This window comes from Streptomyces sp. NPDC002671 (genome assembly GCF_053592475.1).
Genome location: NZ_JBSFVU010000025.1, coordinates 33921 through 46957, shown reverse-complemented (window position 1 = coordinate 46957; position 13037 = coordinate 33921). Strand labels below are relative to the sequence as shown.

General features: G+C 69.3%; 14 protein-coding genes. 13 read left to right on the top strand and 1 reads right to left on the bottom strand.

Annotated features, from left to right (window positions below):
- Positions 1-55 precede the first annotated feature (55 nt).
- Entirely contained in the window at positions 56-613 is a 558-nt protein-coding gene (locus ACWD35_RS32110; protein ID WP_451354920.1) for a TetR/AcrR family transcriptional regulator, read from the top strand.
- Positions 614-656: 43 nt separating this feature from the next.
- Here the strand turns inward: ACWD35_RS32110 and ACWD35_RS32105 are convergent, their stop codons facing one another.
- The gene (locus ACWD35_RS32105; RefSeq protein ID WP_451354919.1) at positions 657-1229 is read right to left on the bottom strand and encodes a murein hydrolase activator EnvC family protein; all 573 of its coding nucleotides are present in this window, start codon (positions 1227-1229) and stop codon (positions 657-659) included.
- 284 nt (positions 1230-1513) lie between these two features.
- Between ACWD35_RS32105 and rpsB the strand changes: the two genes are divergently transcribed.
- The 12 genes from rpsB to ACWD35_RS32045 all read left to right on the top strand — a co-directional run bounded on the left by rpsB (position 1514) and on the right by ACWD35_RS32045 (position 13032).
- Positions 1514-2416, top strand: coding sequence for a 30S ribosomal protein S2 (rpsB, locus tag ACWD35_RS32100; RefSeq protein WP_451354855.1), 903 nt, complete (start codon positions 1514-1516; stop codon positions 2414-2416).
- 231 nt (positions 2417-2647) lie between these two features.
- Positions 2648-3484, top strand: a complete 837-nt coding sequence (gene tsf / locus ACWD35_RS32095; RefSeq protein WP_451354854.1) for a translation elongation factor Ts — start codon at positions 2648-2650, stop codon at positions 3482-3484.
- A 203-nt stretch (positions 3485-3687) separates the two neighbouring features.
- Complete coding sequence (pyrH, locus tag ACWD35_RS32090) at positions 3688-4446, top strand: UMP kinase (protein ID WP_451354853.1); 759 nt, start codon at positions 3688-3690, stop codon at positions 4444-4446.
- Positions 4447-4630: 184 nt separating this feature from the next.
- Positions 4631-5188 (top strand): ribosome recycling factor, encoded by a 558-nt coding sequence (gene frr, locus ACWD35_RS32085; RefSeq protein ID WP_451354852.1) that lies wholly within the window; start codon positions 4631-4633, stop codon positions 5186-5188.
- Entirely contained in the window at positions 5188-6438 is a 1251-nt protein-coding gene (locus tag ACWD35_RS32080) for a phosphatidate cytidylyltransferase (RefSeq protein ID WP_451354851.1), read from the top strand. The genes frr and ACWD35_RS32080 overlap by 1 nt, the downstream gene beginning before the upstream one ends.
- Before the next feature lie 176 nt (positions 6439-6614).
- Positions 6615-7064, top strand: a complete 450-nt coding sequence (locus tag ACWD35_RS32075; RefSeq protein ID WP_451354850.1) for an SRPBCC family protein — start codon at positions 6615-6617, stop codon at positions 7062-7064.
- 110 nt (positions 7065-7174) lie between these two features.
- Positions 7175-7588 (top strand): DUF1003 domain-containing protein, encoded by a 414-nt coding sequence (locus ACWD35_RS32070; RefSeq protein ID WP_451354849.1) that lies wholly within the window; start codon positions 7175-7177, stop codon positions 7586-7588.
- Between the two features lie 25 nt (positions 7589-7613).
- The gene (locus ACWD35_RS32065; RefSeq protein ID WP_451354848.1) at positions 7614-7841 is read left to right on the top strand and encodes a tautomerase family protein; all 228 of its coding nucleotides are present in this window, start codon (positions 7614-7616) and stop codon (positions 7839-7841) included.
- 109 nt (positions 7842-7950) lie between these two features.
- Positions 7951-9057, top strand: a complete 1107-nt coding sequence (gene rlmN, locus ACWD35_RS32060; protein WP_451354847.1) for a 23S rRNA (adenine(2503)-C(2))-methyltransferase RlmN — start codon at positions 7951-7953, stop codon at positions 9055-9057.
- A 224-nt stretch (positions 9058-9281) separates the two neighbouring features.
- Positions 9282-10364 (top strand): thiamine ABC transporter substrate-binding protein, encoded by a 1083-nt coding sequence (locus ACWD35_RS32055; protein WP_451354846.1) that lies wholly within the window; start codon positions 9282-9284, stop codon positions 10362-10364.
- Positions 10365-10408: 44 nt separating this feature from the next.
- Positions 10409-12010: an ABC transporter permease gene (locus ACWD35_RS32050; protein ID WP_451354845.1), complete on the top strand. Its 1602-nt coding sequence runs from the start codon at positions 10409-10411 to the stop codon at positions 12008-12010.
- Complete coding sequence (locus tag ACWD35_RS32045; protein ID WP_451354844.1) at positions 12010-13032, top strand: ABC transporter ATP-binding protein; 1023 nt, start codon at positions 12010-12012, stop codon at positions 13030-13032. The genes ACWD35_RS32050 and ACWD35_RS32045 overlap by 1 nt, the downstream gene beginning before the upstream one ends.
- The last annotated feature ends 5 nt before the right edge of the window (positions 13033-13037 follow it).

Genomic DNA, 13037 nt, shown 5'->3' with positions numbered 1-13037 from the left:
TTCGTGGGAGTGCGTCCGTAAAGTGGTTGACGTGCCAAGGATTCGAGCGGCCTCCGTGGCCGAGCACCGGTCGATGCAGCGAGCCGCCCTGCTGGACGCGGCTCGCTCGCTGCTGTCCGAGGGCGGGACGGAAGCCCTGACGTTTCCCGCGCTGGCCGAGCGGACGGGGCTGGCGCGGTCGTCCGTGTACGAGTACTTCCGCTCCCGGGCTGCCGTGGTCGAAGAGCTGTGCGAGGTCGACTTTCCCGTGTGGGCGGCCGAGGTCGCGGCGGCCATGGAGCGGGTGGAGTCGGCCGAGGGCAAGGTCGAGGCGTATGTGCGCCGGCAGCTGGCCCTGGTCGGGGACCGGCGGCACCGGGCCGTCGTCGCCATCTCGGCGAGCGAGCTGGACGCCGGGGCGCGGGAGAAGATCCGGGCGGCGCACGGTGCGCTGGTCGCGATCATCGTCGAGGCGCTCGGGGAGTTGGGGCACGGGCAGCCCCGGCTGGCGGCGATGCTGCTCCAGGGGGTTGTGGACGCGGCCGTGCGGCGGATCGAGCTCGGGGCGGCGGAGGATCCCGCGGTGATCACGGACGCGGCGGTGGCCATGGCTCTGCGGGGAGTGCGGGGCTGAGCGCTGCGGCGCCCCGCGGCAGGCGGGAATTTGACGGCAGGGCCTAGGCCGGCAGCGGTACTCCCAGTACCGGCAGCAGTCTCGACGGACCCCTCCGCAGCAACCACGGCGGCAGCAAGGACAGCGGGTCCAGGTAGGTCTCACCTCTCAGCAGGCCCCAGTGCACGCAGGGAGTCGTGCCGCAGTGCGAACCCGTGGTTTCCACCGTGCCCAGCAACCCGCCCGCTCCCACCTCGTCCCCCTTCTTCACCGACGGGGTCACCGGTTCGTACGTCGTCCGCAGGTCCGTTCCCGTCAGCTGTACCGCCACCACGCCGCGGCCCGCCACACGGCCCGCGAAGGTCACTCGGCCGGGGGCCACCGCGTGTACCGGCGCGCCGGGCGGGGCTGCCAGGTCGACGCCGCGATGACCGGGGCCGTACGCCGTCGCCGGTGGCTCCCAGCCCCGTAGCACCACCGGCCGGACCCCCACCGGCCAGGTGCGGCCGATGGCCGGAACTGGTGCCTGGCGGGCAGGCGGGGGCTGCGGAGGCGGGGGGTCCGCCCAGGCCAGGGGAGACAGCAGCGTCACCGCCGCGGCCAACAGGAAGCCCGTCCACAAGGTCACGCATCGCATCACTCGTCGCATGCCCAGAGCGTGGCGCAACCCCGCCGATCATGGCCGGGACCTGTGGATTACCGCCCGGTTGTGGACAGCCGCGTCACCCGGCACCCCGCCGGTCCCGTACACTTCTTCTGGCGATCCGGGTCACCGGGTCGACTTCGCACGCCCCGATACGAGATCGGAAACGGTTCGTATCAGCGCCCCTCGGTCCTTCGTGGCACGGCGCATCGCGGGCGTCAGGCGCGACCGCCGTCCGGCGGACGCGGCACAACCGAGAAATTCAAGGAGATACGGCCATGGCCGTCGTCACGATGCGGGAGCTGCTGGAGAGCGGCGTCCACTTCGGTCACCAGACCCGTCGTTGGAACCCGAAGATGAAGCGCTTCATCTTCACCGAGCGCAACGGCATCTACATCATTGACCTGCTCCAGTCGCTGTCGTACATCGACCGCGCCTACGAGTTCGTCAAGGAGACCGTGGCCCATGGCGGCACGGTCATGTTCGTCGGCACGAAGAAGCAGGCGCAGGAGGCCATCGCCGAGCAGGCCACCCGCGTCGGCATGCCCTACGTCAACCAGCGCTGGCTGGGCGGCATGCTCACCAACTTCTCGACCGTCTACAAGCGTCTGCAGCGCCTGAAGGAGCTTGAGCAGATCGACTTCGAGGACGTCGCGTCCTCCGGTCTGACCAAGAAGGAGCTGCTGGTCCTCTCCCGCGAGAAGGCCAAGCTGGAGAAGACCCTCGGTGGTATCCGCGAGATGCAGAAGGTGCCCAGCGCCGTCTGGATCGTGGACACCAAGAAGGAGCACATCGCCGTTGGTGAGGCCCGGAAGCTGAACATTCCGGTCGTCGCGATCCTCGACACCAACTGCGACCCCGACGAGGTCGACTACAAGATCCCGGGCAACGACGACGCGATCCGCTCCGTCACCCTGCTCACCCGCGTGATCGCCGACGCCGTCGCCGAGGGCCTCATCGCCCGCTCCGGTGTCGCCACCGGTGACAAGGGCGAGAAGGCCGCGGGCGAGCCGCTCGCCGAGTGGGAGCGCGACCTGCTCGAGGGCGAGAAGAAGGACGAGGCTCCGGCTGCCGAGGCTGCTCCGGCTGCCGAGGCTGCTCCGGTCGCCGAGGCCGCCGAGGCCGCCCCCGCCGAGGCTCCGGCCGCCGAGGCTCCGGCCGCCGAGGGCGAGCAGGCCTGATCGTCAGCGTTGACGGCGGGGGCGGCGACATGAAGTCCGCCCCCGCTGTTCACCCGTAGGTTGGCATTGAGTCGGCGCGCCACCCGGATCCACGTCTACATGTGGATCGTAAATATCTACATCGCCTGTAGATGATCTACATCTACAGGCGGATCGTGGATATCCGGATACGTGGACCGCAGACCGTGCGGATCTCTGATCTTCCAGACTTCGAGAAAGACTCACAGACTCATGGCGAACTACACCGCCGCCGACGTCAAGAAGCTCCGTGAGCTCACCGGCGCCGGCATGATGGACTGCAAGAAGGCGCTGGACGAGGCCGACGGCAACGTCGACAAGGCCGTCGAGGCGCTGCGCATCAAGGGCCAGAAGGGCGTCGCCAAGCGCGAGGGCCGCTCCGCCGAGAACGGCGCCGTGGTCTCCATCATCGCCGACGACAACTCCTCCGGCGTTATCGTCGAGCTGAAGTGCGAGACGGACTTCGTCGCCAAGGGCGAGAAGTTCCAGGCTGTGGCCCAGGCCATCGCCGAGCACGTCGCCAAGACCTCCCCGGCCGACCTGGAGGCCCTGCTCGCCTCCGAGATCGAGGCCGGCAAGACCGTCCAGGCGTTCGTGGACGAGGCCAACGCCAACCTCGGTGAGAAGATCGTCCTGGACCGCTTCGCGCAGTTCGCCGACGGCTTCGTGCTCGCCTACATGCACCGCACGATGCCCGACCTGCCGCCGCAGATCGGTGTCCTCGTCGAGCTGGACAAGCCGAACGCCGAGGTCGCCAAGGGCATCGCGCAGCACATCGCAGCCTTCGCGCCGAAGTACCTCACCAAGGAGGACGTCCCGGCCGAGGTCGTCGAGTCCGAGCGTCGCATCGCCGAGGAGACCACCCGCGCCGAGGGCAAGCCCGAGGCCGCGATCGCCAAGATCGTCGAGGGTCGCGTCAACGGCTTCTTCAAGGACGCCACGCTGCTCGGCCAGCCGTACGCGCTGGACAACAAGAAGTCGGTCCAGAAGGTCCTGGACGAGGCCGGTGTCACCCTGAAGCGCTTCTCGCGCATCAAGGTCGGCATCTGAGTCCGTACCGCGATCGACGCGCGACCCACGGGGAATTCTCGATAGGGTCGACAGCAGTCGTCCGCACACACCGCCGCACCCGGGCATGTGGCGGACGGCAGCAGATCTGACGAGGAGGCCATTGCCGCGCATGGGAGCGAACAGCGACCCGACCGGCAATGGCCTTCTTCGTATGTGCAACACGTGAAAGAGGCGGGATCTCCATGACCACCAAGGCCCAGAAGAGCGACGACGGCAAAGTACGCGGCCGGTTTCTGCTGAAGCTGTCCGGAGAGGCCTTCTCCGGTGGCGGCGGCCTGGGCGTGGACCCCGACGTGGTGCACAAGATCGCCCGTGAGGTCGCGGCCGTCGTACGCGACGGCGCACAGGTCGCCGTCGTCATCGGCGGCGGCAACTTCTTCCGCGGCGCCGAGCTCCAGCAGCGCGGCATGGACCGCGCCCGCTCCGACTACATGGGCATGCTCGGCACCGTGATGAACTGCCTCGCCCTCCAGGACTTCCTGGAGAAGGAGGGCATCGACAGCCGGGTGCAGACCGCCATCACGATGGGCCAGGTCGCCGAGCCGTACATCCCGCTGCGTGCCGTGCGCCACCTGGAGAAGGGCCGCGTGGTCATCTTCGGCGCCGGTATGGGCATGCCGTACTTCTCCACCGACACCACTGCCGCCCAGCGCGCCCTGGAGATCGACGCCGAGGCGCTGCTCATGGGCAAGAACGGCGTGGACGGGGTCTATGACTCCGACCCCAAGACCAACCCGGACGCCGTCAAGTTCGACGCCCTCAGCTACGGCGAGGTCATCACGCGCGACCTCAAGGTCGCCGACGCCACCGCCATCACGCTGTGCCGCGACAACAAGCTCCCGATCCTCGTGTTCGAACTCCTGGTGGAGGGCAATATCGCGCGGGCCGTCAAGGGTGAGAAGATCGGCACGCTGGTGGGTGACCAGGGCAGCCGGGACTGACCGGCTGACCTCCTTCGCCCCGGGAACGACACCTGTCCGAGGGACGGACGGGACGCACCCTGGCCGGGGGATGGACAATGTCCTGCCGGTCGGGAACCGTGCAGGAAGAAGACGCGACGCAGCCGGCCGCCGCCCCGATGTGGAACCGCAGCCGGGCCTTACTCAAGACACGCAGGAGCAAGTGGTGATCGAAGAGACCCTCCTCGAAGCCGAGGAGAAGATGGAGAAGGCCGTCGTGGTCGCCAAGGAGGACTTCGCCGCGATCCGCACCGGCCGTGCGCACCCGGCGATGTTCAACAAGATCGTGGCCGACTACTACGGTGCCCTGACGCCGATCAACCAGCTGGCCTCGTTCTCCGTGCCGGAGCCGCGCATGGCGGTCGTGACGCCGTTCGACAAGAGCGCGCTGCGCAACATCGAGCAGGCGATCCGCGACTCCGACCTGGGCGTCAACCCCAGCAACGACGGCAACATCATCCGGGTGGTGTTCCCCGAGCTGACCGAGGAGCGCCGCCGCGACTACATCAAGGTCGCCAAGGGCAAGGCCGAGGACTCGAAGGTCTCGATCCGCTCCGTGCGCCGCAAGGCCAAGGACGCCATCGACAAGCTGATCAAGGACGGCGAGATCGGTGAGGACGAGGGCCGCCGTGCGGAGAAGGAGCTGGACGACACCACCGCGAAATACGTCGCCCAGGTGGACGAGCTCCTGAAGCACAAGGAAGCAGAGCTGCTCGAAGTCTGATGACCGACTCTTCCTGGGGAGTGCCGCCACCGGCGGGGCAGACCGGCTACTGGGGGTCCACCGCGGGTGGGCCTGTCCAGGGGGCTGCCCCGGCGGGTCCCGCGTACGATGCGCCCGAGGCGCAGCAGACTCGCCCCATGCCCATCGTGCCCGACGTACCTGCGTATGGCGGAGACCAGGACGACCGGGGGGCCGCTCGGCTGAGCGGCCCCTTGTTCCGGGACGAGACGTTCACGCCCGCGCACGGTCACACGCCCGAGCAGGGTTACGCGCCCGAGTACGGCCACATGCCCCCGCAGGGTCACACGCCGGAGTACGGGCACATGCCCCCGCAGGGTCACACGCCCGAGTACGGGCACAATCCCGCGTACGGTCCCACTCAGAATCCGGAGCCCATGCCCGACGCCCCGCAGCCGGCGCCAGCGCCGCAGAAGAAGAGCGCGGGCCGTGACCTGAGCGCGGCCATAGGGGTCGGGGTCGGGCTCGGCGTGGTGATCGTCGCGTCCCTGTTCATCTACAAGGCCGTGTTCGTCGGCGTGGTCGCGGTCGCCGTGGTCGTCGGCCTGTGGGAGCTGACGAGCAGGCTGCAGGAACGCAAGGGCATCAAGGCGCCGCTCGTGCCGCTCGCGCTGGGCGGCGCGGCGATGGTGGTCGCCGGGTACGTGCGGGGTGCCGAGGGCGCATGGGTCGCCATGGCGTTGACGGCCCTGGCCGCGCTGGTCTGGCGCATGACGGAGCCACCGGAGGGCTACCTCAGGGACGTCACGGCCGGTGTCTTCGCCGCGTTCTATGTGCCCTTCCTGGCGACGTTCGTGGCGATGATGCTTACCGCCGCCGACGGCCCGTGGCGGGTGCTGACCTTCCTGCTGCTGACGGTGGTCAGCGACACGGGTGCGTACGCCGTCGGCTGGCGCTTCGGCAAGCACAAGCTGGCCCCGCGCATCAGCCCCGGCAAGACCCGCGAGGGACTGCTCGGCGCGGTGCTGTTCGCCATGGTCGCGGGCGCGCTGTGCATGCAGTTCCTGATCGACGACGGCACCTGGTGGCAGGGCCTGCTGCTGGGCCTCGCGGTCGCGGCCAGCGCCACGCTGGGCGACCTGGGCGAGTCCATGATCAAGCGCGACCTGGGCATCAAGGACATGGGCACCCTGCTCCCCGGTCACGGCGGCATCATGGACCGACTGGACTCCCTGCTGCCGACGGCCCCGGTGGCGTGGCTGCTGCTGGTGCTTTTCGTGGGCAGCGGCTGAGCCCCCCGGTTCCTACGGCTTACGGGCCCCATCCCCGACGACTTCGGTCGGGGATGGGGCCCGTAGCCGTACGCGGGGCCGGGGGATGGTCGCGCGAGTGGCCGAGTGGGACGATTCGGATGTAGCCGACTGTTCGGATCATCTGGACTGTTCAGGGCATCCGGAAGGAGCGTGCCATGTCAGGCTTCCACGAGGAGATCGACGTCGACCGGGCGCCTGGTGACGTCTGGGCCTACGTCGCCGACCCTTCGCACCTGCCCGAATGGCAGGAGGGTGCGGTCGCCTGCGAGCAGCTGGACGAGGGCCCCTACGGCCTCGGTTCCCGGCTCCGCATCACCCGGCAGGTGGGGCGCCGTGAGGTGCCGATGACCATGGAGGTCACCGAGTTCGACCCGCCCCGCACCTGGGGCATGCGCGGCATCGACGGCCCGGTCCGGGGCCGCGTCCACGGCGAGGTCACCCCGCTCCCCGACGGCCGCACCCGCATCACGATGGACCTCGACTTCGAGGGCCACGGCATCGGCAAGGTGCTCCTGCCCCTCGTCGTACGACCGCAGGTCCGCAGGGAACTCCCGCGCAACGAGCGGCGGCTCAAGGAATGCCTGGAGCAGGCGGGCGGCCGCTGACACTCACGACACCGCGGACTGCGATGACCGGGATGTGCCCGGAAATGTGGTGACGTCCACCCGAGCCCGGAGCGACTCTCCCTGCTCCGACGACCAACTCTGGAGATCAGATGCCGTCCGAGCCCAAGCAGAGTGGGATGCACCACCCCGTCACCATCGCGCACGAAGCCGAGCGGTTCAACCATCTTCAGTTGCGCATCGCCGACATGATCACCACGTATGCCGGCTCGATGATGTTTGTGTATGTCCATGCCGCACTGTTTGCGGTGTGGATGCTCTTCATCGAGTCCGATCCCTGGCCCAAGCTCACTCTCGTCGTGTCTCTTGAGGCGATCTTCCTCTCCACCTTCATCATGATTGGACAGAATCGCCAGGCCGCGTTCCAACGAGCCAAGGCCGACCATGACTTCAACGAGCAGGAGTTGGAACTCAAGACCAACACGGATCTCACCCGAGCAATCCATGTGCTCACCACCGAGCTGCACCGGCGCCTGGTCGAAGAGGCCGGCCCGCGAGACGTTTAGCCGCCCACAGGAGAGAGGGCAAGTCATGCCATTCATCGACATCAAGGTGATCGCCGGAGTATTCACCCCCGAAGAGAAGCGACGGCTGGTCGAGAACGTCTCGGAGGCAGTGATCGCCATTGAAGGCGAAGCGCTGCGACCTTCCACGCACGTCGTGATCACCGAGACACCCGGTGGCGAGTGGGCTATCGGCGGCCAGGCGCTGACAGCCGAAGATGTCCGCGCCAAGCGTGCGAGCGCACCGGCGTCCTGAGCTGTCGACCCGCTTGGAACGCGCACAAGACGTCTCAACGCAACCGCACAGCCGATCAAGTGCCGACGGTCCCAGGTCACCCAATTGGATCTGCGACACTGGTACAGCCATGCCTAAGCCCGGAGAACTCACTTTCGTCGCCCCGCGCGGAGCCAAGAAGCCGCCGCGGCACCTTGCCGACCTCACGCCCGCCGAGCGCAAGGACGCGGTGGCCGAGACCGGCGAGAAGCCGTTTCGTGCCAAGCAGCTCTCGCAGCACTACTTCGCGCGGTACGCGCACGAGCCGGAGCAGTGGACCGACATCCCGGCCGGCTCGCGGGAGAAACTGCGCGAGGCGCTGTTCCCGGAGCTGATGACGGTCGTCCGGCATCTGTCGACCGACCAGGGGACCACCCGTAAGACGCTGTGGCGGCTCTTCGACGGGACTCTCGTCGAGTCCGTGCTCATGCGGTACCCGGACCGCGTCACCATGTGTATCAGCTCGCAGGCCGGGTGCGGAATGAACTGCCCCTTCTGCGCGACCGGGCAGGCGGGGCTCGACCGGAACCTGTCGACCGCTGAGATCGTCCACCAGATCGTCGACGGGATGCGGGCGCTGCGGGACGGGGACGTCCCCGGCGGCCCGGCCCGGCTGTCCAACATCGTCTTCATGGGTATGGGCGAGCCGCTCGCCAACTACAAGCGGGTCGTGGGGGCCATCCGGGCGCTCACCGACCCTGCCCCTGACGGGCTCGGGCTGTCCCAGCGCGGGATCACCGTTTCGACCGTCGGTCTCGTTCCGGCCATCCACCGGTTCGCCGACGAGGGCTTCAAGTGCCGGCTCGCGATCTCCCTGCACGCCCCCGACGACGAACTGCGCGACACCCTCGTCCCCGTGAACACGCGGTGGAAGGTGCGCGAGGTGCTGGACGCCGGGTTCGAGTACACCGAGAGGTCCGGGCGCCGGCTGTCGATCGAGTACGCGCTCATCCGCGACATCAACGACCAGGCCTGGCGCGGTGACCGGCTCGGGCGGCTGCTCAAGGGCAAGCCCGTGCACGTCAATCTCATTCCGCTGAACCCGACTCCGGGATCGAAGTGGACCGCGTCACGGCCCGAGGACGAGAAGGCGTTCGTCGAGGCCATCGCGGCCCATGGGGTGCCGGTGACCGTCCGGGACACCCGTGGCCAGGAGATCGACGGAGCCTGTGGTCAGCTCGCGGCCACCGAGCGGTAGTCTGGCTGAGTTCCATCGCTTCACATCACATCTTCATATTCCGACAGGGGAGCGCCACAGCGCTGAGAGTGCGGCAAACGGGCCGCAGACCCTCTGAACCTCGCCCAGGTCATTCTGGGTAGGAAGTTCGGTCATCACTCAAGCTGTTGCGCCCTGCCCGGGCTCCCGCGTGGAGACCGGGCAGGGCCGCGTCTCTTCCTGGCCAACCCCCAGGAGGACATCCAGTGCACAACAAGACCCTCGTGGCCGCCACGGTCGGGCTCGGCCTCGTCTCGCTGGCGGCGCTGACCGGGTGCGGGTCGAGCGACACCAAGAGTTCCGCGGACTCCAAGACCGTGACCCTGGTCAGCCACGACTCGTGGGCCGTCTCCAAGAACGTGCTCAAGGACTTCGAGAAGCAGTCCGGGTACAAGGTGCGGGTCCTCAACGACGGCGACGCCGGGCAGGCCGTCAACAAGGCCATCCTGACCAAGGACAACCCTCAGGGCGACGTCTTCTTCGGCGTCGACAACACCCTGCTGTCCCGCGCCCTCGACAACGGCCTGTTCCAGTCGTACGAGCCCAAGGCCTCCGACCTGGTCCTGCCGCAGTACCGCGTCGACCAGGACAAGCACCGCGTCACGCCCATCGACACCGGCGACATCTGCGTCAACTACGACAAGGCGTATTTCAGCAAGCACAAGCTGACCCCGCCGCAGTCCTTCGCCGACCTCGCCAAGCCGGAGTACAAGAACCTCCTCGTCACCGAGAACGCGTCCACCTCCTCGCCCGGCCTCGGCTTCCTGCTCGGCAGCGCCGCGCAGTTCGGGGACAACGGCTGGCAGGGCTACTGGAAGAAGCTCAAGGCCAACGGCGTCAAGGTCGTCGACGGCTGGGAGCAGGCCTACCGCCAGGAGTTCTCCGGCTCCTCCGAGGGCAAGAAGGCCGGCGGCGACCGGCCGCTCGTCGTGTCGTACGCCTCCTCCCCGCCCGCCGAGGTGATCTACGCCAAGAAGCGGCCCAGCACCGCCCCGACCGGGGTGTCTTACGGCACCTGCTTCCGGCAGACCGAGTACGCGGGGCTGCTGAGCAACGCGAAGAACACCAAGGGTGGCAAGGCGTTCCTCGACTTCCTGCTCACCAAGGAGTTCCAGGACGACATGCCGCTCAACATGTTCGTCTACCCGGTGGTGAAGGGCGCCGCTGTGCCGGCCGACTTCACCAAGTACGGCCCGCAGGCCAAGCAGCCCGAGATCATGGCCCCGGAGAAGATCGCCGCCAACCGCGACCAGTGGGTCAAGGCGTGGACGTCGCTCGTACTGAAGTAGCGGCCAAAATCAGGCGACGCGGGAACGCGGCGCGGCTCGGTCTCATGGCCCTGCCCGTCGCGTTCTTCGCGGTGTTCTTCGCCTGGCCCGTGGCCGCGATCGTGGCGCGCGGGCTGAAGGTGGACGGCGCCTGGCAGTTCGGGCGGATGGCGGACGTCGTCACGCAGCCGGACATCCGGCACGTGCTGTGGTTCACCACCTGGCAGGCGTTCGCCTCCACCGCGCTCACCCTGCTGCTGGCGCTGCCCGCCGTCTACGTCTTCGCGCGCCTCGACTTCCCCGGCAAGCAACTGCTGCGCGCCGTCGTCACGGTGCCGTTCGTGCTGCCGACCGTCGTCGTCGGCACCGCCTTCCTGGCGCTCGTCGGGCACCGCGGACTGCTCGACCAACTGTGGGGCGTACGGCTCGACACCACGGTGTGGGCGATCCTGCTCGCGCACGTCTTCTTCAACTATGCGGTCGTCGTCCGCACGGTCGGCGGGCTGTGGGCACAGCTCGACCCCCGGCAGGAGCAGGCCGCGCGGATGCTCGGCGCGTCCCCGCTCACCGCCTGGCGGAAGGTCACCCTGCCCGCGCTCGCGCCGGCCGTGGCCGCCGCCGCGCTGATGGTGTTCCTGTTCACCTTCACCTCCTTCGGTGTCGTCCAGATCCTCGGCGGGCCCACCTTCTCCACCCTCGAAGTGGAGATCTACCGGCAGACCTCCGAGGTCTTCGACCTGCCGACGGCCGCCGTCCTCACCCTCGTCCAGTTCGTCGCGGTCGGCGCGATCCTCGCCGTGCACGCCTGGACCGTACGGCGCCGGGAGACCGCGCTGCGCCTCGTCGATCCGAAGGTGACCGCGCGCCGGCCGCGCGGGGCCCGGCAGTGGGCGCTGCTCGCCGGGGTGCTGGTCACCGTCGCCCTGCTCCTGGTGCTGCCGCTCGCCGTCCTCGTACGGCGCTCCCTGGACGCGCCCGGCCTCGGGTACTACCGGGCGCTGACGCACACCGACGGCGGCACCTTCCTCGTGCCGCCCGTGCACGCCGTGTGGACCTCGCTGCAGTACGCGTTCGCCGCCACGGCCGTCGCTGTACTGATCGGAGGTCTCGCCGCCGCCGCGCTGGCCCGGCGGGACGCGGGACGCCTGGTGCGCGGCTTCGACGCGCTGCTCATGCTGCCGCTCGGCGTCTCCGCAGTGACCGTCGGCTTCGGCTTCCTGATCGCGCTGGACAAGCCCCCGCTGGACCTCAGGCAGTCCTGGATCCTCGTCCCGCTCGCGCAGGCACTGGTCGGCGCCCCTTTCGTTGTACGGACCATGCTGCCCGTGCTGCGCGCGGTGGACCTACGACTGAGGGAGGCGGCGGCCGTGCTCGGGGCCTCGCCCTGGCGGGTGTGGCGGGAGGTCGATCTGCCGCTGGTGCGGCGGGCGTTGCTGATCGCGGCCGGGTTCGCGTTCGCCGTCTCGCTCGGCGAGTTCGGGGCGACCGTGTTCATCGCCCGGCCCGACAACCCGACGCTCCCGGTCGCCGTGGCCCGGCTGCTCAGCCGCCCCGGAGACCTCAACTACGGCCAGGCGATGGCCCTTTCGACCATTCTGATGGTGGTGTGCGCCGCCGCCCTGCTCCTGCTGGAGCGGCTGCGCACCGACCGGACGGGGGAGTTCTGATGCTGCTGAGCCTCCAGGCCGCGACCGTGCGCTTCGGCGGGCGGGCCGTGCTCGACGCCGTCGACCTCGACGTCGCCGAGCGCGAGGTGGTGTGCGTGCTCGGGCCCAGTGGCAGCGGTAAGTCCACGCTGCTCCGGGCGGTGGCGGGCCTGCAGCCGCTCGACTCCGGGCGGGTGTCGCTCGACGGCCGCGACCAGGCGGGGGTGCCCGCGCACCGGCGGGGCGTCGGCCTGATGTTCCAGGACCACCAGCTCTTCCCGCAGCGGGACGTCGGTGGCAACGTGGCCTTCGGGCTGCGGATGCACGGCGTTGCCAAGGGGCAACGGGGCGCCGAGGTGGGGAAGTTGCTGGAGCTGGTCGGGCTGCCGGGGGCTGCCGGGCGGGCCGTCGCCGGGCTGTCCGGCGGCGAGCAGCAGCGGGTGGCGCTCGCCCGCGCGCTGGCCCCACGGCCCCGGCTGCTGATGCTGGACGAGCCGCTCGGCCAGCTCGACCGCTCGCTGCGGGAGCGCCTCGTGGTCGAACTCCGCGAGCTTTTCGGCCGGTTGGGCACCACCGTGCTCGCGGTGACCCACGACCAGGGCGAGGCGTTCGCGCTGGCCGACCGGGTGGTGGTGATGCGGGACGGGCGGATCGCCCAGTCCGGCACGCCCCTTGAGGTCTGGCAGCGGCCCGCGGACGAGTTCGTGGCCCGGTTCCTCGGCTTCGACAACGTGGTCCCGGCGACCGTTGCCGGAGCGGCGGCGGACAGCCCGTGGGGCAAACTGCCGGTGCCCGACGGCTCCCCGCAGGGCAACCGCACGGTCCTCGTCCGCCCCGCCGGGGTCCGGCTCGTGCCGGCCGACGAGGGCCTGCCCTGCACGGTCACCGCCCGCACCTTCAAGGGCACCCACGTGGCCGTAGGCCTCCAGCCCCACGACGGCGCGCCGCGCCTGGAGGCGGCCTGCACCCTCAGGGACGCGCCGGAGGCCGGGACTGCGGTCGGCGTGACGTTCGACGCGGCCGAAACAGCCGTGCTCGGCTGATCGTC